Consider the following 18,911-nt stretch of genomic DNA (forward strand, 5'->3'; position numbering starts at 1 on the left):
GCTACCGCTCCAGCCGCTCGATCCGTACGGCGCACACCTTGAACTCCGGCATCCGGGACACCGGGTCGAGCGCCGGGTTGGTGAGGCTGTTGGCACGGCCCTCGCCCGGCCAGTGGAACGGCATGAACACCGTGTCCGGGCGGATCGCCGGGCTCACCCGGGCCGGCGCCACCGCCCGGCCGCGCCGGGAGACCACCGCGACCGGCTCGCCGTCGGCGACGCCGAGCCGGTCCGCCAGCCGCGGGTGGAGCTCGACGTAGGGGCTGGGCTCGGCGGCGTTCAGCGCGGCCACCCGGCGGGTCTGCGCCCCCGACTGGTACTGGGCCAGCACCCGCCCCGTCGTCAGCACCACCGGATACCCGGCGTCGGTCTCCTCGTCCGCCGGGCGGTGCGTGACGGGCACGAACCGCGCCCGGCCGTCGGGCGTCGCGAACCGCTCCAGGAAGAGCCGGGGCGTGCCGGGGTGGACCGGGAGTCCGACCGGGTCCCCGCAGGCCGCCTGCGCCCCCGTCGCGGCCCGCGCCGCGGCCTCCGGGGCGGCCGCCGCGGTGGCCGATGGCGTGACCTGCGCGCCGGCCCGCGCCGCGGCCTCCGGCGTGGTCGCCGTCCCCGCCGCGTCCGCCCGTTCCGCCGGGCACGGCCAGAACACCCCGTCCCCCGCCGCGAGTCGGGCGTAGGTGATGCCCGAGTAGTCCGCCGGACCGCCCGCCGACGCGCGCCGCAGCTCCTCGAAGACCTCCGCCGGCTCGGTCGGGAAGCCCACCGGGTGCCCCAGGCGCGCCGCCAGCCCGCCGAGCACCGCCAGGTCCGTGCGGACCCCGGGCGGCGGGTCCAGGGCCCGGCGGCGCAGCAGCACCCGGCCCTCCAGGTTGGTCGTCGTCCCGGTCTCCTCCGCCCACTGGGCGACGGGCAGCACCACGTCCGCCAGCGCCGCCGTCTCGGACAGCACCACGTCCGCCACCGCCAGGAAGTCCAACGCCCGGATCCGCTCCTCCACATGGGCGGCGTGCGGCGCCGACACCACCGGGTTGGACCCCATCAGCAGCAGCGCCCGGACGTCCCCGCCCAGCGCGTCCAGGAGCTCGTAGGCGCTGCGGCCCGGCCCGGGGAGCGCATCGGGGTCCACGCCCCACACCGCCGCCACGTGGCGGCGGGCCGCCGGATCGTCCAGCCGCCGGTAGCCCGGCAACTGGTCCGCCTTCTGGCCGTGTTCCCGGCCGCCCTGACCGTTGCCCTGACCGGTCAGGCAGCCGTAACCGGACAGCTCCCGGCCCGCCCGCCCGGTGGCCAGGCACAGGTTGATCCACGCCCCTACCGTGTCGGTGCCCTTCGCCTGCTGTTCCGGGCCGCGCGCGGTCAGCACCATCGAGGACGGCGCGTCGCAGAACATCCGCACGGCCTCGCGGAGTTGCGGCACCGGTATGCCCGTGAGGCGCTCGACCAGTTCCGGCCAGTGCGCCATCGCGGCGGCCCGCGCCGCCGGCCAGCCGCTGGTGCGCCCGGCGACGAACTCCTCGTCCACCCGCCCCTCGGCGACCACCAGGTGCAGCAGCCCCAACGCCAGCGCCAGGTCCGTGCCCGGACGCGGCGCCAGATGCAGATCGGCCTGCTCGGCGGTGCGGGTCCGGCGCGGATCGACGACGATCAGCCGACCGCCGTTCTCCTTCAGCTCGGTCAGGTAGCGCAGCGCCGGCGGCATGGTCTCCGCCAGGTTGGAGCCGACCAGCAGCACGCACCCGGTACGCGCCACATCGGCCAGCGGGAACGGCAGCCCCCGGTCCAGCCCGAACGCGCGGCCCTGCGCCGCCGCGGCCGACGACATGCAGAACCGGCCGTTGTAGTCGATCTGCGAGGTGCCCAGCACCACCCGGGCGAACTTCCCCAGCGCATACGCCTTCTCGTTGGTCAGCCCGCCACCGCCGAACACCCCGACCGCGTCCCGCCCGTACACCGCCCCGGCCCGCCGCAGCCCCTCCGCGACCCGGTCCAGGGCGGTGTCCCAACCGGCCGGCACCAGCTCCCCGGTGTCCCGGTCGCGTACCAGAGGGGAGAGCAACCGCGCCCCGGGCGCGAGCAGTTCGGACGCGGTCCGCCCCTTGCCGCACAGCGCGCCCCGGTTGACGGGGAAGTCAGGGCGCTCCACGACCTCCACGGCCGGACCGTCCATCCCGGTGGTGGGCCGCAGCCCCATGCCGCACTGAAGGGCGCAGTAGGGGCAGTGTGTCTCGACCGTGGCGGTGTCGGCGGCAGTCATGCCGGTCAGCGTGGAACGGGCGTGTTACGCCGGCGGGTCCCCCCGGTTTCCGGCGCGCGGCGGAGTCCTCCCACGGGCCGGGAGGCCGGCAGCAGGGCCGCGGTACACGGAGTTACCCGGCGGGAAACGGAACCGCAACGACCGGCTGCCAGCCTCGGCCCATGACGGCGTCGAAAGCGAACCAGCCCGCACCGGAACCGAGCCCCGCCACCTCCCCGCAGGTACCCGGCCCGCACCCCGCGCCCCGCGCACCCGTGGGCGCCGCCGGCCTCGCCGCCGAGATCGCCGCCGAACTCAGCAACCGGCTCCGCACCGTCCGGCTGCACGCCCGCCGCCGCCCCGCGGCACCACCCCCCGCCCTCGTGGCCGTCGCGCACGGCAGCCGCCACCCCGGGGCCGCCCCCACCGTGCGGGCCCTCCTCGCCGGGATCCGCGCGCTCCGCCCCGACCTCCCCGTCCGCCTCGGCCACATCGAACTCGACCGGCCGCTGCTCGCCGACACCCTCGCCGGGCTGCGCGACGAAGGCATCGGCGAGGTCGTCCTGGTGCCGCTGCTCTTCGGCCGCGGCCACCACGTCACCCACGACCTGCCCGCCGCGCTCGCCGCCGCCCCGCACCTCAGCGGCCTGATAGCGGCCCCGCTGGGCCCGCACGCCCTCCTGGCGGAGGCACTGCACGGCCGCCTCCTGGAGGCCGGCTTCCCCGCCCGCCCCCACGACACCGGCCGCCCCGCCGTCGTCCTGGCCGCCGCCGGCTCCCGCGCCCCCCGCTCCGCCCTGGACACCGCCCGCACCGCCCACCTGCTCTCCGCCCGCCTCGGCGGCGTCCCCGTACTGCCCGCCTACGCCCACCCGTCGCCCGCCACCGCCCCGGACGGAGACGCTTCGCGTCGCCCCTCCCGGATTGCCGCCGCCCCGACCGTCCCCGACGCCGTCCGCGCACTGGCCGACCGCGGTCACCACCCCCACGACATCGCCGTCGCCGCCTGCTTCGCCGCCCCCGGCCGCTTCGCCGACCGCTGCGCGGCGCTCGCCCCCGGCCCCGCCGCCGCCCCCCTGGGCGACCACCCGGCGCTGGCCCGCCTCGTACTGCACCGCTACGACCAGGCGCTGAGCGCCCGCACCGGATCCCGCACGGAGAGCTCGGGGCCTGCCCGGCGGACGCGGATCACGGCCGGGACCGCGGCGTCCGGTACGGCGCCTCGCCGCGTTGCCGCACCGTCCCGATAGCTCCTCCCGCGGCCGAAGGGCGGGGGAGGAACCCCGCCCAGGCCGCCCCGGCGCCGCGCGAGGCACCGCACCGGACGTCGCGGCCTGCCCCGACCCTGATCCACCGGACAGGCCCCGAGGGCGGCTACCGTCGCGGTATGACGGGCACAACACGGGCAACTCCTCCCAGCCCCGGCCAGGATCCGCACGCGGCACTCCCCGGTTACACCGCGGCGGACACCGAACGCTGGGTCCCCGAACCGGACAAACGCCCCGGGCGCACCGCCTTCCAACGCGACCGCGCCCGGGTCCTGCACTCCGCCGCACTGCGCCGGCTCGCCGGCAAGACCCAGGTCGTCACCCCCGGCAGCGCCACCCAGGCGTGGGACGCCAGCCCCCGCACCCGGTTGACGCACTCCCTGGAGTGCGCCCAGGTGGGCCGCGAACTGGGCGCCGCCCTCGGCTGCGACCCGGACCTGGTCGAGGCCGCCTGCCTGGCGCACGACCTCGGCCACCCGCCCTTCGGGCACAACGGCGAACAGGCCCTCAACGAGGTCGCCGCGCCCTGCGGCGGCTTCGAGGGCAACGCCCAGTCGCTGCGCCTCCTGGCCCGCCTGGAACCCAAACGGTTCGTGCCCGCACCGGACGGCGCCCCGGTCAGCGTCGGCCTCAACCTCACCCGCGCCGCCCTGGACGCCGCCACCAAGTACCCCTGGCCGCGCGGCGCGCACCCCGACGGACCGGCCGCCGTGAAATTCGGTGTCTACGCCGACGACCTGCCGGTGTTCGCGTGGTTCCGACAGGGCGCCCCGTCCGGCCGGCGCAGTTTCGAGGCGCAGGTCATGGACTGGGCCGACGACGTCGCCTACTCGGTGCACGACGTCGAGGACGGGCTCCACGCCGGCCACCTGGACCCCAACGTCCTGCTCGCCGACCCCGAACGCGCCGAGATCTTCGCGGTCGCCGCGGAGCGCTACGCCCCCGGCGCCGACGAGGCGGACCTCGCCGCCGCCCTGGACCGCCTCCTGGAGCAGGTGTGGTGGCCGCACGGCTACGACGGCTCGGCGCTCGCCCAGGCCCGCCTCAAGGACGCCACCAGCCAACTCATCGGCCGTTTCTGCCTGGCCGCCGAGGGCGCGACGCGGGCCCGCCACGGCAGCGGGCGGCTCACGCGGTACGCGGCGGAGCTGGTGGTTCCGGCCGAAACCCGCCTGGAATGCGCCGTTCTCAAGGCCGTCGCCGACCGCTACGTGATACAGCGCCCGGACCAGGAGGCGCTCCGCGCCGACCAGCGCGTGGTGATCGCCGAACTCGCCGAGGCGCTGCTCGCCCGGGCCCCCGACGGCCTTGATCCACAGTTCCGTTCGCTGTTCGACGCGGCCCCCGACGACGGGGCCCGGATGCGCGCCGTGATCGACCAGATCGCCGCGCTCACCGACGCCTCCGCGCGTACTCTTCACGCCCGCCTCACACGTCCCCCTGGTAACGGTTAGGGCAACCCAGGGTGACCCTAGGGGGGCTGCCCCTCTTCCCCCCTCACACTCCGTGCGGGACGCTCGTCCCCGCACGAACGCACGGGAACCCGAAATCCGTCGAACACATCAAGGGAGCGAGGGGAAACGGGGGTACCAACGGGGGGCACCAACGGGGGCGTTCACGGACGCGGACGCGGACGTACGGCACCGCAACGAGGAGGAAGCAAGTGGTCGACACGCACCAGACGTTCGTCATCGTCGGGGGTGGCCTGGCCGGAGCCAAGGCCGCGGAGACGCTCCGCGGGGAAGGGTTCACCGGCCGGGTCATCCTCATCTGTGACGAACGCGACCACCCCTACGAGCGCCCCCCGCTCTCCAAGGGGTACCTGCTCGGCAAGGAGGAACGGGACAGCGTCTTCGTCCACGAACCCGCCTTCTACGCCCAGGCCCGGATCGAGCTCCACCTGGGCCAGCCCGCCGTCCACCTGGACCCCGCGGGCCGGACCGTCCGCCTGGGCGACGGCACCCTCATCGCCTACGACAAGCTGCTGCTGGCCACCGGCGCCGAACCCCGCCGCCTGGACATCCCCGGCACCGGCCTGGCCGGCGTGCACCACCTGCGCCGCCTCGCCCACGCCGAACGACTGCGCGGCGTACTGGCCTCCCTGGGCCGCGAGAACGGCCACCTGGTCATCGCCGGCACCGGCTGGATCGGCCTCGAAGTCGCCGCCGCGGCCCGCTCCTACGGCGCCGAGGTCACCATCGTCGGGCCCGACCCGACCCCCCTGCACGGCATTCTCGGGCCCGAACTCGGCGCGCTCTTCGCCGACCTGCACCGCGACCACGGCGTCCGCTTCCACTTCGGCGCCCGCCTCACCGAGATCGTCGGCCAGGACGGCATGGTGATCTCGGTCCGCACCGACGACGGCGAGGAGCACCCCGCCCACGACGTGCTCGCCGCCATCGGTGCCGCCCCCCGCACCGCCCTCGCCGAACAGGCCGGCCTCGACGTCGTCGACCGCGCCGACGGCGGCGGGATCGCCGTGGACGCCGCGCTGCGCACCTCCGACCCGTACATCTACGCCGCCGGCGACGCGGCCGCCGCCGACCATCCCCTCCTGGACACCCGCCTGCGCGTCGAGCACTGGGCCAACGCCCTCAACGGCGGCCCGGCCGCCGCCCGCGCCATGCTCGGCCAGGACGTCAGCTACGACCGCGTCCCGTACTTCTTCTCCGACCAGTACGACCTCGGCATGGAGTACTCCGGCTACGCCCCGCCCGGCTCCTACGACCAGGTCGTCTGCCGCGGCGACGTCGGCAAGCGGGAGTTCATCGCCTTCTGGCTCAGCGAGGGGCGCGTCCTGGCCGGCATGAACGTCAACGTCTGGGACGTCGCCGAACAGATCCAGCAACTCATCCGCGCCGGCGTCCCGTTGGCCCCCGAGCGGCTGGCCGATCCCACCATTCCGCTGGACTCGTTGCTCCCGTAACGTGCTGGTATGACCCCTGGCCACACGAGCCCCACCAGCTCCGACGGCAGCGGCACCCCGGGCGTCACCCTCGACGACGTCCGGGACGCCGCCCGCCGGCTCTCCGGCGTGGCCCACCGCACCCCCGTGCTGCGCTCCCGCACCCTCGACGCGCGGACCGGCACCCGGGCGTTCCTCAAGTGCGAGAACTTCCAGCGGGCCGGCGCCTTCAAGTTCCGCGGCGCCTACCACGCCCTCTCCCACCTCACCCCCGAGCAGCTCGCCCGTGGGGTCGTCGCCCACTCCTCGGGCAACCACGCCCAGGCCCTCGCCCTCGCCGCCCGGGAACGCGGCACCCGCGCCGTCATCGTGATGCCCGTCGACGCGCCGCGCTCCAAACGGGACGCCACCGCCGGCTACGGCGCCGAGATCGTCACCTACGACCGCTACACCGAGGACCGCGAGGCCATCAGCCGCCGGATCTCCGAGGAGCGCAGCCTGACCGTCGTCCCCCCGTACGACCACCCGCACATCATCGCCGGACAGGGCACCACCGCCCTGGAGCTCCTGGAGGAGACCGGCCCGCTCGACGTCCTCCTGGTGCCCGTCGGCGGCGGCGGACTGATGGCCGGCGCCGCCACCGCCGCGACCGCCCTGGCCCCCGGTATCCGCATGATCGGCGTCGAGCCGGAGGCCGGCGACGACACCCGCCGCTCCCTGGCCGCCGGCCACCGCGTCGCCGTCCCCGTGCCCCGCACCATCGCCGACGGCCAGGCCGTCGAGACCCCCGGCGAGCTGACCTTTGCGATCAACCGACGCCTGGTCGACTCCGTGGTCCTGGTCACCGACGACGAGATCCGCGCCGCCATGGCCTTCGCCTTCGAACGCCTCAAGATCGTCATCGAGCCCAGCGGCGCCAGCGCCCTCGCGGCCCTGCTCGCCGGCCGCCTGGGCCCTCCGCCGGCACCCGGACGGCCCGCGGGGGACTCCCGGCCGACCCGCACCGGCGTGATCGTCTCCGGCGGCAACATCGGCGTGGACCGCTTCCGGGAACTGCTCGGCTGAGCCCGGAACCGCCGCCCCGTCCCCGGTGGGACTCGCCCGCCGGGGACTGTCCGACCCCCACCGTAGAATTCACCCGTGGCAGGCAGGATCAACGATGACGATGTGAAGGCGGTACGGGACGCGGTCCCGATCGACGCCGTCGTGTCCGAGTATCTCCAGCTCCGTAACGCCGGCGGCGGCAACCTCAAGGGCCTGTGCCCCTTCCACGACGAGAAGTCCCCGTCCTTCCACGTGAGCCCCGCCAAGGGTCTCTACCACTGCTTCGGCTGCCAAGAGGGCGGCGACACCGTCGACTTCGTCATGAAGATCGACCACCTCTCCTTCGCCGAGACCATCGAGCGCCTCGCCGCCCAGGCCGGCATCACCCTCCGCTACGAGGAGGGCGGCTACACCCCCGGCCGCCAGCAGGGCGAGCGCACCCGCCTCGTCGAGGCCCACAAGGCCGCCGCCCAGTACTACACCGACCAGCTGGAGAGCCCCGAGGCGGAGATCGCCCGGCGGTTCCTCGCCGAGCGAGGCTTCGCCCAGGACGCCGCCCAGCACTTCGGCGTCGGCTACAGCCCCGCCGGCTGGGACCACCTCACCCGCTACCTCCGCGGCCGTGGCTTCACCGACAAGGAACTGGTCCTCTCCGGCCTCTCCCAGGAAGGCCGCCGCGGCCCCATCGACCGCTTCCGCGGCCGCCTGATGTGGCCCATCCGCGACATCGCCGGCGAGGTCGTCGGCTTCGGCGCCCGCAAGCTCCGCGACGACGACAACGGCCCCAAGTACCTCAACACCCCCGAGACCCCCCTCTACCGCAAGTCCCAGGTCCTCTACGGCATCGACCTCGCCAAGAAGGAGATCGCCAAGAGCAGCCGCGCGGTGGTCGTCGAGGGCTACACCGACGTCATGGCCTGCCACCTCGCCGGGATCACCACCGCCATCGCCACCTGCGGCACCGCCTTCGGCGAGGGCCACATCAAGATCCTCCGCCGGCTGCTGATGGACAACTCCGGCTCCGAGGTGGTCTTCACCTTCGACGGCGACGCCGCCGGCCAGAAGGCCGCCCTGCGCGCCTTCGAGGACGACCAGAAGTTCGCCGCCGAGACCTCCATCGCCATCACCCCCGGCGGCATGGACCCCTGCGACCTGCGGCTCGCCAAGGGCGACCAGGCCGTCGCCGACCTCGTCGAGTCCCGCACCCCGCTCTTCGAGTTCGCGCTCCGCCAGGTCGTCTCCCGGCACAACCTCGACACCCCCGTCGGCCGGGCCGCCGCCCTCGACGAGGCCGCCCCCATCGTCGCCCGCATCAAGAACAGCGCCATCCAGCACGAGTCCGCCGTCCAGCTGGCCGGCATGCTCGGCATCCTGGACACCCAGTTCGTCGTCCGCCGGGTCGCCCAGCTCGCCCGCTGGGCCCGCGAGCGCGGCCGCGACGGCGCCCCCGGCCAGGGCCGCCCGCAGCGCCGCGACGCACCCCCCGCCGCCGAGCCGCAGCGCCCCGCGCCCGGCGCCGGCGGCCCCGCCCTCAACCTCCGCAGCCCCGCCCACCGCGTCGAGCGCGAACTCCTCAAGCTCGCCCTCCAGCGCCCCGACCTGGTCTCCCCGGCCTTCGACGCCTACGGCGCCGACGAGTTCACCGCACCCCCGTACGCCGTCGTCCGGCAGTGCATCGAGGAGGCCGGCGGCGCCTCCGCCGGATCCGCCGACGGCGACTATCTGGCCCGGGTGCGCGACGCCGCACCCGACGACACCGTCCGCGCCATGGTCACCGAGCTGGCCGTGGAACCGCTGCACACCCGCCGCGACCCCGACGAGGCGTACGCCGGCGTCCAGTTGGTCGCCGTCCGCCTCGCCGCCGTCAACCAACGCGTCACGGAGATCCGCGGCACCCTCCAGCGCCTGGGCCCGCGCGCCGACCCCCAGCAACTCGCCGCCGTCCAGAACGAACTCTGGGTCCTCCAGCAGTACGGCCAGTCCCTCCGCGAACGCGGCGCCGCCGCCCTCTGAGCCCCACTCCGTACGACCGCCCCACCCGCCCCGGGAACCCCGCCGCCCCCCTCCACCACCTCCGGGTAGCCATTCGGTCACGGACCGGACTCAAAAAGTGCTCGCACGCCCCTCGTGGCGGACATGTGTCGTACTCCACACTGAGGAGCGGTGCCGTAAGTCCCCGGAGCGCGGCACATCCGCCCGTACGCGCCGCCGTGCGGGCCGTGAGCCCCGCGCCGCCGCGGGTGACCGTGCGGCGGCCCCGGCGGCTCGGCCGCCTCCGCCCGGTCCTCGTGCCGCCCCAGCCGCGATCACCTGGAGGTCGCCCCCGTGCAGACCCGGACCCTCCCCGCCGCACCTGCCGGCGGCGCACCGGCCGCCCCGCCCGATACCGGCCTGCTGACCGTGCCGGTCACGGTGCCGCAGCAGGCCGAACCCCCCGCCGCCGAACTTCTGGCCGCGGAGATCCCCCCGGAGCACCCCGACGCCCCGGACCCGACCGACGCCCCGGACCCGACCGACGCGACCGACACGACAGACACCGCAGACCCCACGGACACCGCAGACCCCACAGACACCGCAGACACCGCGGACCCCGCGCCCCGCCCGGACACCGGCGGCCCCTCCTCCGACCTCTTCCGCCAGTACCTCCGCGAGATCGGCCGGATCCCGCTGCTCACCGCCGCCGAGGAAGTCGACCTGGCCCGCCGCGTCGAAGCCGGCCTCTTCGCCGAGGAGAAACTCACCCGCACCCCCGACCTCGACTCCCAACTCGCCCACGACCTCGACACGTTGGTGGTCCGCGGCCGGATCGCCAAACGCCGCCTGATCGAGTCCAACCTGCGGCTGGTGGTCTCCGTCGCCAAACGCTACGTCGGCCGCGGCCTGACCATGCTCGACCTCGTCCAGGAGGGCAACCTCGGACTGATCCGCGCCGTCGAGAAGTTCGACTACGCCCGCGGCTACAAGTTCTCCACCTACGCGACCTGGTGGATCCGCCAGGCGATGTCCCGCGCTCTCGCCGACCAGGCCCGCACCATCCGCGTCCCGGTCCACGTCGTCGAACTGATCAACCGCGTCGTCCGGGTCCAGCGCAGGATGCTCCAGGAACGCGGCTACGAACCCACCCCCGATGAGGTGGCCGCCCACCTCGGCCTCACCCCGGAACGCGTCACCGACGTCCTGCGGCTGGCCCGGGAACCGGTCTCGCTGCACGCCCCCGTCGGCGAGGAGGACGACGTCGCCCTCGGCGACCTCATCGAGGACGGCGACGCCGCCTCACCCGTGGAATCCGCCGCGTTCCTGCTGCTCCGCGAACACCTCGACGCGGTCCTGTCCACCCTCGGCGAACGCGAACGCAAGGTCGTCCAGCTCCGCTACGGCCTCGCCGACGGCCGCCCCCGCACCCTGGAGGAGATAGGCCGGATCTTCGGCGTCACCCGCGAACGCATCCGGCAGATCGAATCCAAGACCCTCGGAAAACTCCGCGACCACGCCTTCGTCGACCAGCTCCGCGGCTACCTCGACTGAGGCCGGGCCGGTCGCCTGCGACTCACCCCTCCCGCTGGAACGCCCCCGGATGGGCCTCGTCCCGCACCGCCGCGTACTGCTGCCGCACGGCCTGCCACACCGGCAGCTCCTCGCCCGGTTCGAAGACCTGGCTCGCCGCGGCCGGCCACCGCGGCGGCTCCGGATACCCCGCACCGCCGTCCCCACCGGCGGCCGGGACGGCCGTCCCGTGCGCCACCTGCCACGCCCACGCCGCCTGCCGCGCCGCGCCCAGCGCCGCGTACTCGGCCGGCTGCGGCACCACGACCTGCGCCCCGAACAACCCCGGCGCGGCCACCTGTACCGCACCCAGCTCCGCCGCCGCCCCCAGCAGGAACACCCGGCGCACCGCCACCCCCCGGGCCCGCAGCACGTCCAGCGCGTCCGCGAGCCCGCACAGCATGCCCTCCACGGCCGCCCGCGCCAGATGCTCCGGCTTCATGCTCTCCCGCCGCATCCCGTGCAACGACCCCGCGGTGTGCGGCAGATGCGGCGTCCGCTCGCCCTCCAGATACGGCAGCAGCACCATCCCGTACGCGCCCGGCGACGACTGCAGCGCCAGCTCCGAGAGCCCCGCAAGATCCGTCCCCAGCATCTCCGCGGTACCGCGCAGCACCCGCACCGCGTTGGTGGTGTGCACCACCGGCAGATGCCGCCCGGTCGCGTCGGCGAACGACGTGATCGTCCCGGACGGGTCCGCCGGCGCCTCGTCGTGGATGGCGAACACCGACCCCGAGGCTCCCAGCGACACCACCGCGTCGCCCACCCCGACCCCCAGCCCGAAGGCGGCGGCCATGGTCTCGCCGGTCCCGGCCGAGATCAGCAGCCCCTCCGGCGTGAAACCCGCCGTCCCCGACGGCCCCAGCACCTCCGGCAGCCGCACCTGATGCCCCAGCGCCAGCTCCACCAGATCCGGCCGGTACGTGCCGGTCGCCGCCGACCAGTAGCCGGTCGCCGAGGCCCCGCCCCGGTCCGTCGTGCGCCGCGCCGGCCGGCCCAGCAACTGCCAGGCCAGCCAGTCGTGCGGCGTCATGACCTCCGCGACCCGGGCCGCGTTCGCCGGCTCGGTGCGCGCCAGCCACCGCAGCTTGGTCACCGCGTGCTGCGCCTGCGGCACCGACCCGACGGCCTGCGCCCAGGCCGCCCGCCCGCCCAGCGCGTCCACCAGGTCCGCCGCTGCGCTCTGCGCCCGCTTGTCGTTGCCCACCAGCGCCGGCCGCACCGGATTCCCGTCGGCGTCCAGCGCCACCAGCCCGTGCTGCTGCGCCGCCACACCGATCGCCTGGACGCCCTCCAGCAGCCCGTTCCCGGCGGCCTCGCCGAGCGACATCAGCCACGCCTGCGGATCGACCTCGGGCCCCTTCTCGACGGGGTGCGGCGCGTACCCCTGCCTGATGACGGCACCCGTGTCCGCATCGCAGACGACGATCCGTGTGCTCTCGGACGAACTGTCCAACCCGGCGACTATCCCCATGGCCCCAGATGATGCCCCATGAGCGCCATGGGGAGAGAGTCAGGGTTTGCCCGCCGGGACCCCGGGCTCATGTATTGCTGGTGCCCCAGTCGTCCTCGTCGGCCGCGCGCTGCTCCCGCAACGACCGCACCCGCTCGGCCACCGGGCCCGGCAGCCGGTCCCCGACCTTGTCGGACACCGCGGCGAACGCCTTCGACGCGGCCTGCCGCCCGCCCAGCGCGGCCGACTCCGCGGTGTTGCGGACGGCGGGATTCTGCGCGATCCGCTGGGCACTCTTGCGGAGCTGCTCGTACCGCTCCCGCCCGGCCCGGGTGCCGAGCACGTATCCCACCGCCAGTCCCGCGATGAACGTGAGCCGGTAGCGCATCGCTCCACCTTTCCCTTGCCGCTCGATCCCGTCCGGTGCCGGCCGGCACCGGACGCCGGGCTGGGCACCTGCCCGCCGGCCCCGGAGCCGGCCGTGGCGACCTCCGGGGATACCGATTGGCGGAGCACCCCCCTGCTTGCGCTAATGTATGTGTCGCAGCGAGCGCCCGCCGTCCGGAGCCCCGGACAGCGATGCATTCGAGGCAAGCAGAGCAATCCCCTGTAGCTCAATTGGCAGAGCAGCCGGCTGTTAACCGGCAGGTTACTGGTTCGAGTCCAGTCGGGGGAGCTCAATCCCCTGTAGCTCAATTGGCAGAGCATTCGGCTGTTAACCGGAGGGTTACTGGTTCGAGTCCAGTCGGGGGAGCAGAGGGAACGAGGACCCCGGAAGGGGTCCTTTTTCTTATGTCCGGGAACCGAACCCGGGGTGATCGAAGTCCTCTTGGGCGTGCAAGGTCGCCGGACGGCAGCCCGCACGGGCAGCAGATCGTATGAGCGGCTATGCTGCGGCAGACGGCGCGCACAAATGTGCGCGACGCGCCGTGAGGGGCGGTAGCTCAGCCGGTTAGAGCAGCGGACTCATAATCCGTCGGCCGTGGGTTCGAGTCCCACCCGCCCCACCACGGCAGGCCAGTGCAAGAGCGTCTGACCAGCCACATCACGGCAGCAGGGCCGCCACCTCCGGGTGGCGGCCCTCGTCGTTCCGGCCCCGAAAAAGCTCCACGGCCGCACAGGGCCGTACGAGGGACGCACACGGGGCCGCACCGGGGCGCGGAGCCCGCGGCGCGGTCGAAGCGTGTGTGGCGACGCCAAGGCCGGCGAGGGGCCCCGAAGCATCGCGCGTGGCGTCGTCCTGCGCGCAGCCGCCGGCGCCGGTGCGGGAACTGGTCGCCGGGGGCCCGGAGTTGCGCGGCTCGTCGACCCCTCGCGCGGGAACCGAGGCCCGGGGGCGGGCCGATGGCCGTCCCCGGGCCGTCCGTGGGGCGGGTGCGCTCAGTTCCAGAGGCGGTCGAGGGCGAGTTGCAGGGTGTGCAGGCCGTCGGGGCCGCTGAGGGTCAGACGGCCGGTGGGGGAGAGCGTCAGGGCGTTGCAGCGGTACAGCAGCGGCAGGGTGCGGACGGTCCCGCTGGTGAGGTGCCAGAGGTGCAGCTCGGCGTCGTTCCAGGCGGCGGCCAGGAGCGGGCCGGCGGGGGTGTCGGCGGCGGCGAGGGCCGTGACGAGGGCCGGGCGCCGCTCCACCGGGCCCGCCATCGGTTCCCCGGAGGTCTCCCACAGGCGGATCGAGCCGTCGAGGGCGGCGCTGAAGACGAGGGTGAGGTCGTCGTCGGGCAGCCGCAGGCAGGTGACGGCGGTGACGGGGACGTCGTGCAGGCGGTGGGAGTGCGGCAGGGGCCGGTAGGCGGTCAGGGGCCACACGTGGACGGCTCCGCCGGCGTCGCCGACGACGGCCGTCGTCGACCGGCCGTCGGCGCCGAGCGCGGTGGGCCGGGAGGGCGCGGAGCCGAGCGCCGCGGTGCCGTGGTGGGCGGCGATGTGCCCCAGTACGGTGCCGGCCGGGCCCTCCTCGTCGGGGGTGAGGGGGAAGAGCGGCCCGCTGCCGTCGAACAGCAGCACCGCCTCCGGGTCGGCGGCGGCGAGGCCGAAGGGGCGGAGCCCCGCGGGGGTGGGCACCACACCGGTGCGCTCGCCGGTGCCCGCGTCGTGGCGGTGGAGCCGGCCCAGGGCGTCCGCGACGAGCAGGGAGCCGTCCCGTTGCGGGAGGTGGCAGTGGGCGGCCGCCGGGACGTCGTGGTGCGCCCAGACCGCGGTCCACAGATGCCGTTCGGCCAGCGGGCGCAGGTATTCGGTGAGGGGGGCGCTGGTGGCCAGGGCCGCGGCGTGCAGGACGGCGGCGCGGGCGAGGTCGTCGTCCGCGGAACCGGACAGGTGGGGCGCGGCGCGGTCCCAGATGGCGCGCAGGCCCGCGGGGGCGACGGTGGCCGGATCGCGGAGTGCCGCGGTGATGGCCGTGGCGGAGCCGTGGAGGAGGAAGCCGGGGTCGGCGAGCAGGGAGCCCGCCGCGGTGCCGCCGTCCTCGGTGCCGAGCACGGCGTCGAGGACGTGCTCGCGGGCGGCCGGCGGCGCCTCGTCCCACCGCGCCCTGCCGTCGGCGGTGCGCGGGACGGCGGCGAGCAGGGCCGCGGCGTCCGCGTCCGGGGCCGCCTCGGACGCGGCGGGCGGGGGCGCGGCGTCGGGCCAGGGGGCCTCGCCGAGGTCGATGACGTGGGGGTCCGTGTCGTCGAGGAGGGCGGTGGTGCCGGTCTCGGCGACGGCGCGCACGTGCGGGAGCCCCAGGAGCGGGACGAGGAGCTCGTCGACGAGCGTGCCGGGGTCCGCCGGGGCGTGGTCGGCCGGTCCGCGGCCGGCGAGGTGCAGATCGGGCAGGAGCAGCAGCAGCGGACGGGCGTCGGCGGCGACACGGTCCAGGAGGCGGTGCGGGGGCAGCGGGCCGTAGCCGAGCTGGCGGCCCAGCTCCCAGGCGACGGAGTCGGCGATGAGCCCGGCGGCGGGGACCGTGGCGTGGACGGTGGTCCGCCGGTCGGCGCCCGCCCCGGCGAGGAACCAGGCGAGCAGATGGCTCTTGCCGCTGGTCCGGCCGCCGCGGACCAGGCAGAGCCGCGACCGCTCGCCGTCGGCCGCGGCGGCCCAGTCGAGCAGGGCCCGACCGGCCGCCGCGTGGCGGTCGTCCAGCGCCGGCCAGGCCGCCGTCTCGGGCGCCTTCTCAGGGTGTGCGGTGGTCGTCATCGGCGGTTCTCCCCCTGCCGCTGTCACTGCTGGGCGGCCGCCTCGCGAAGGAGGCGGATCCCCTCTGCCCGGGACTCGGCGCTCTCGCCGTAGGGGAAGTTGTGGGTCAACTCGGCGTCCGGGAACATCTGGGCCAGCCACAGCGAGCAGTAGTGGCCGGGCAGGAAGCACGCCTCCAACTCCGTGTGGATCCGCGTCACCTGGGACGGCTCGACGCCCGCGCCGCGCAGCGCGGACCACAGGCTCTCCTCGGGGTGCAGGGCGATGCCGCCGGCGCGGGTCACCACCTGCTTCTCGCCGTCGTCGCCGACGTACTCGAAGGCCGCGTACCACTCCGTGCCGGCGGTGTCCCGGATGTCGTCGAGGACCAGCGGCCACCAGTTCTCCCGGTCGGCGAAGGCCGCCGGGTCCGTGGCGCGCAGCTGCCGCTCCGCCGCGGCGAACGCCTCCGCGGCGGCCTCCGGCTGGTCGGTGCCGAGGATGACGCGCAACGCCCGGTCCAGTTCGAGCAGGCACTGGGCGAACTGCTCGGGCGAGGAGCTCACGAACCGGGGCGGCTCCTGGTAGCCGAGCAGCACCGCCCGCACCTCGCCCCCGGGGGCGGCGCAGAGCTCGTGGCCCCGGTCGGTGCCCAGGCGCGCCCACTGCCGCTGCTCCTCGCGTGCCACCGCCGTCCCGACGGACTCCGCATAGGCGTCCAGCACGACGGGGTCGTCGGGGGAGGTGGAGAAATAGGGGCCGACCGTCCACGGGACGGCGACCTGCACCAGCCGGCGGACGCTCTCCGGGACCGCCAACGGATCGCCGGTCGCCTCCGGTCCGAACTTCCGCAGTTCACCCTCGGGCACTGTCATGGACGACTCCGCCTAACCCACCGTCTCGTATACGTCTGAGAGGACACCGTCCCACGTCGGAACGGGCCCGGCGTCCTCGGCCTCCCAGTCGGCCTCCTCCGACCAGACGGGCTCCACCCCTTCGAACGGCAGCGGGTCGGCGTTCCGCATGCGCTCCCGGAGGGACTCCGCCAGCGCCTCGGGGTCGGGCAGGTCCTCCGACACCGTGGCGTCGTAGCCGGGGCGCTCCAGTTCGAGGAGATAGAGGAAATAGAGGAAGGAGTCCAGGCTCTGATTCAGCGGACGGGCCGTGAACTCCCCGTCCGGCAGGGCGTGGACGGCACCGGAGACCGGGTCCAGCACCACCACGTCGTAGTGGATCTCACCCAGCACCAGCCACTGTGCCCAGCCCTCCGGCATGTCGTGGTACTCGGAGAAATGACTGAGCTGCGCGCACCGACGGAACCGGTCGGGGGTTTCCCCGGCGAAGAGGCCGCCGTCGAGCACGAAAAAGGAACTCCGGTCGTCCGGCAGGCCCGTGGTGGTCAGCAGCGCACGCGTGGCCACATCGATTTCCGCCGGCAGCTTCTCTTCCTCCAGCGTGACGAGTTTTTCCGGAGGGAATACCGACTCCATCATCGACCGGTCGGTGAGCTGGGGCATCTTCTGTCCTGTCGGTAAGGTGCGGGAATCCGGTGATCTTATCGGAGGCGACTTCTCTGCGTCAATCGCTACTTCTTGCGCCGATTAATGCCGTTGAGATACTTCTCCATTTCGTCGTTTCCCTTCTTCTTGGACTCCGCGGTGTCGCCGTACTCGACGGTGTGCGAAACCTTGACGTCGCTCGGGAGATGGTGCGACATCCAGGCGCTGCAGTCCCTGGTGCCGGGCCCGGTGGTGCAGGGCTCGCGCTCGGTATAGAGCTCGGACATGCCCTTCGATTTTCCGGAGTCCAGGAACGGGATGCCGACCTGACGTTCGGAGTGCATTCCCGGCCATTTACTGCGGCCGACGAGCACGAATTCATCGTCGGCGCCGCGTTTGCCATACCGTGCCGCGGCGTAGTTCCGACTGGAGAATTTCCCCTTGCTGACCCGACCGTAATCTCCCTGCTTACTGCCCGCGCCGGTGTTGGCGTGCCGCGCCAGCTGGGTGGCCTGCGACAGGTCCGTACTGCCGAAGCCAACCTGCTGGGAGGGCTTCCGCTTGCGCTCGTCCGCCGGCGGCAGCGGATATTTGCCGGCCTCCCGTCGCGGGACGTGGTCGTCGCTCAGAAGCCCGATCGGCTTGAGCCGCTTCCGGTCCTCGGCGGTGAGGTCCTTGTGCCCTTCGGTGGTGAGACGGGTGACCTTCCCCTTGTCGCTGACGTTGTACATCGGCGCATTGCCGTGCGAATTCTTGCCGATGTTCTTGAGGTCGGTCGCGATACCTTCGTCGTTCTCACGATGGTTCAGCTTCATCTTCTTGACGCCGTTGACCATCTTGTCGTCGAGATGGTCCGCCGTCCGCTTGACGCCGGTCTCCAGCCCCTCCAGCGCCTTGTCGATCATCGGGGCGGCGGCGTTGGCGATGGCGTCCTTGCCGCGGGTCCGACCGTGATGGCTCTTGGCCCGCCCGAGCTTGCCGCCGGCCCCGCTGCGGAAGGTGCCGCCGGCGCTCTGCAGGCCGGTGACCACACTGTCGTGGGCGTCCGGATCGAAGGTGAAGCCGCCGCCCCCGCCGCCCCCACCGCCTCCGCTGCCGCCTTCCCCGCCGGCGCTGAGCAACTGCATCGCACCGGCCGCGGACTTCCCGGCCTCCTTGCCGGCCTGGGCCGCATGGCCGACGTCGATGCCCTTCTGCACCCCGAGGGCATTGGCCCCCACCTGGACCACCAGGTCGCCGACCATCGCCCCGAGCGCCTCCTCGATCGGCGACAGCGCGACGCTGACGACCTGCTCGACGACCTGCTCGCAGACCTCCTTGATGATCCTTTTCACGGCGATCCGGGTCGCTTGCGTACCCGCCAGCGCCCCCACTTCGGACAGGCCGAAGGTGAACGGCGCCGCCGCCTGGGCCGCGATCACCTCCGCGGCCAGGATGGCGAGTTGCGCGATGGCCGCGATCTTGGCGCCCTCGACGAGGCCGGCGACGACGTCCATGGCGGTCCCCGCCATGCGCCCGCACTCCGCGAGCCCCTTCAGGTGCTTGCCGTTGACCTTGCCCCAGTGGGCGTTGAGGGCCGCCACCCCCAGCGAACCCCCCGCCGTGCCCACCAGGCTCTCGATCACCTGATGCGCCTGGTTCGCCCCGTGCTCGATGTCGTCCGCGAATCCCCTCAAGGAGTCCGCCATCGCGCGATAGTCGTCCTCGTCCACATTCGGCCACGAGACGCCGATGATGTCGAGTATCTCGTCGGCCCAACCCGGAAGTACCACGCCCACGCGAACACGCCCCTAACTGCCGTCCCCACTCGTCGGAT

At 74.1% G+C, this 18,911-nt stretch carries 13 protein-coding genes and 3 tRNA genes; 9 read left to right on the top strand and 7 right to left on the bottom strand.

Features of this window, described 5'->3' with window-relative positions; genetic code table 11:
• Position 1 precedes the first annotated feature (1 nt).
• Positions 2 to 2,254, bottom strand: a complete 2,253-nt coding sequence (locus SNOUR_RS26835) for a molybdopterin oxidoreductase family protein (protein WP_067351875.1) — start codon at positions 2,252 to 2,254, stop codon at positions 2 to 4.
• 161 nt (positions 2,255 to 2,415) lie between these two features.
• Between SNOUR_RS26835 and SNOUR_RS26840 the strand changes: the two genes are divergently transcribed.
• The 6 genes from SNOUR_RS26840 (at position 2,416) to SNOUR_RS26865 (ending at position 10,975) form a co-directional block, all read left to right on the top strand.
• The gene (locus SNOUR_RS26840) at positions 2,416 to 3,483 is read left to right on the top strand and encodes a sirohydrochlorin chelatase (RefSeq protein ID WP_079142901.1); all 1,068 of its coding nucleotides are present in this window, start codon (positions 2,416 to 2,418) and stop codon (positions 3,481 to 3,483) included.
• A 137-nt stretch (positions 3,484 to 3,620) separates the two neighbouring features.
• The gene (locus tag SNOUR_RS26845) at positions 3,621 to 4,955 is read left to right on the top strand and encodes a deoxyguanosinetriphosphate triphosphohydrolase (RefSeq protein ID WP_067351876.1); all 1,335 of its coding nucleotides are present in this window, start codon (positions 3,621 to 3,623) and stop codon (positions 4,953 to 4,955) included.
• A gap of 209 nt (positions 4,956 to 5,164) precedes the next feature.
• On the top strand, positions 5,165 to 6,427 hold the full coding sequence (locus tag SNOUR_RS26850) for an NAD(P)/FAD-dependent oxidoreductase (RefSeq protein WP_067351879.1): 1,263 nt from the start codon (positions 5,165 to 5,167) through the stop codon (positions 6,425 to 6,427).
• Between the two features lie 9 nt (positions 6,428 to 6,436).
• A complete protein-coding gene (locus SNOUR_RS26855) occupies positions 6,437 to 7,471 on the top strand; it encodes a pyridoxal-phosphate dependent enzyme (protein ID WP_067351881.1) in 1,035 nt (344 codons plus the stop codon).
• Between the two features lie 75 nt (positions 7,472 to 7,546).
• Positions 7,547 to 9,463 (top strand): DNA primase, encoded by a 1,917-nt coding sequence (dnaG, locus tag SNOUR_RS26860; RefSeq protein ID WP_067351883.1) that lies wholly within the window; start codon positions 7,547 to 7,549, stop codon positions 9,461 to 9,463.
• 312 nt (positions 9,464 to 9,775) lie between these two features.
• The gene (locus SNOUR_RS26865) at positions 9,776 to 10,975 is read left to right on the top strand and encodes an RNA polymerase sigma factor (RefSeq protein ID WP_312633827.1); all 1,200 of its coding nucleotides are present in this window, start codon (positions 9,776 to 9,778) and stop codon (positions 10,973 to 10,975) included.
• Positions 10,976 to 10,997: 22 nt separating this feature from the next.
• On the opposite strand, the gene SNOUR_RS26870 is transcribed toward SNOUR_RS26865, so the two are convergent.
• Complete coding sequence (locus SNOUR_RS26870) at positions 10,998 to 12,467, bottom strand: FGGY family carbohydrate kinase (protein WP_067351885.1); 1,470 nt, start codon at positions 12,465 to 12,467, stop codon at positions 10,998 to 11,000.
• A gap of 67 nt (positions 12,468 to 12,534) precedes the next feature.
• Positions 12,535 to 12,834, bottom strand: a complete 300-nt coding sequence (locus tag SNOUR_RS26875) for a hypothetical protein (protein ID WP_039636661.1) — start codon at positions 12,832 to 12,834, stop codon at positions 12,535 to 12,537.
• 215 nt (positions 12,835 to 13,049) lie between these two features.
• Between SNOUR_RS26875 and SNOUR_RS26880 the strand changes: the two genes are divergently transcribed.
• The 3 genes from SNOUR_RS26880 (at position 13,050) to SNOUR_RS26890 (ending at position 13,456) form a co-directional block, all read left to right on the top strand.
• Positions 13,050 to 13,122: transfer RNA gene (locus tag SNOUR_RS26880), tRNA-Asn, on the top strand.
• A gap of 5 nt (positions 13,123 to 13,127) precedes the next feature.
• Positions 13,128 to 13,200: transfer RNA gene (locus SNOUR_RS26885), tRNA-Asn, on the top strand.
• 179 nt (positions 13,201 to 13,379) lie between these two features.
• Positions 13,380 to 13,456: transfer RNA gene (locus SNOUR_RS26890), tRNA-Ile, on the top strand.
• Positions 13,457 to 13,826: 370 nt separating this feature from the next.
• On the opposite strand, the gene SNOUR_RS26895 is transcribed toward SNOUR_RS26890, so the two are convergent.
• From SNOUR_RS26895 to SNOUR_RS47610, 4 genes are all read right to left on the bottom strand, one after another.
• The gene (locus SNOUR_RS26895; RefSeq protein WP_067351888.1) at positions 13,827 to 15,617 is read right to left on the bottom strand and encodes a WD40 repeat domain-containing protein; all 1,791 of its coding nucleotides are present in this window, start codon (positions 15,615 to 15,617) and stop codon (positions 13,827 to 13,829) included.
• A gap of 23 nt (positions 15,618 to 15,640) precedes the next feature.
• The gene (locus SNOUR_RS26900; protein WP_067351891.1) at positions 15,641 to 16,471 is read right to left on the bottom strand and encodes a nucleic acid/nucleotide deaminase domain-containing protein; all 831 of its coding nucleotides are present in this window, start codon (positions 16,469 to 16,471) and stop codon (positions 15,641 to 15,643) included.
• 12 nt (positions 16,472 to 16,483) lie between these two features.
• The gene (locus SNOUR_RS26905; RefSeq protein WP_067351894.1) at positions 16,484 to 17,113 is read right to left on the bottom strand and encodes an SUKH-4 family immunity protein; all 630 of its coding nucleotides are present in this window, start codon (positions 17,111 to 17,113) and stop codon (positions 16,484 to 16,486) included.
• A gap of 68 nt (positions 17,114 to 17,181) precedes the next feature.
• Positions 17,182 to 18,873 (bottom strand): nucleic acid/nucleotide deaminase domain-containing protein, encoded by a 1,692-nt coding sequence (locus SNOUR_RS47610; RefSeq protein ID WP_067351897.1) that lies wholly within the window; start codon positions 18,871 to 18,873, stop codon positions 17,182 to 17,184.
• Positions 18,874 to 18,911: the final 38 nt, after the last annotated feature.

The sequence above is a fragment of the Streptomyces noursei ATCC 11455 genome (assembly GCF_001704275.1).
GTDB classification, from domain to species: domain Bacteria; phylum Actinomycetota; class Actinomycetes; order Streptomycetales; family Streptomycetaceae; genus Streptomyces; species Streptomyces noursei.

Bases quoted from the DNA above. Each gene is read 5' to 3' on its own strand.
- SNOUR_RS26835 (WP_067351875.1), bottom strand. From the start codon at position 2,254: ATGACTGCCGCCGACACCGCCACGGTCGAGACACACTGCCCCTACTGC.
- SNOUR_RS26840 (WP_079142901.1), top strand. From the start codon at position 2,416: ATGACGGCGTCGAAAGCGAACCAGCCCGCACCGGAACCGAGCCCCGCC.
- SNOUR_RS26845 (WP_067351876.1), top strand. From the start codon at position 3,621: ATGACGGGCACAACACGGGCAACTCCTCCCAGCCCCGGCCAGGATCCG.
- SNOUR_RS26855 (WP_067351881.1), top strand. From the start codon at position 6,437: ATGACCCCTGGCCACACGAGCCCCACCAGCTCCGACGGCAGCGGCACC.
- SNOUR_RS26870 (WP_067351885.1), bottom strand. From the start codon at position 12,467: ATGGGGATAGTCGCCGGGTTGGACAGTTCGTCCGAGAGCACACGGATC.
- SNOUR_RS26875 (WP_039636661.1), bottom strand. From the start codon at position 12,834: ATGCGCTACCGGCTCACGTTCATCGCGGGACTGGCGGTGGGATACGTG.
- SNOUR_RS26895 (WP_067351888.1), bottom strand. From the start codon at position 15,617: ATGACGACCACCGCACACCCTGAGAAGGCGCCCGAGACGGCGGCCTGG.
- SNOUR_RS26900 (WP_067351891.1), bottom strand. From the start codon at position 16,471: ATGACAGTGCCCGAGGGTGAACTGCGGAAGTTCGGACCGGAGGCGACC.
- SNOUR_RS26905 (WP_067351894.1), bottom strand. From the start codon at position 17,113: ATGCCCCAGCTCACCGACCGGTCGATGATGGAGTCGGTATTCCCTCCG.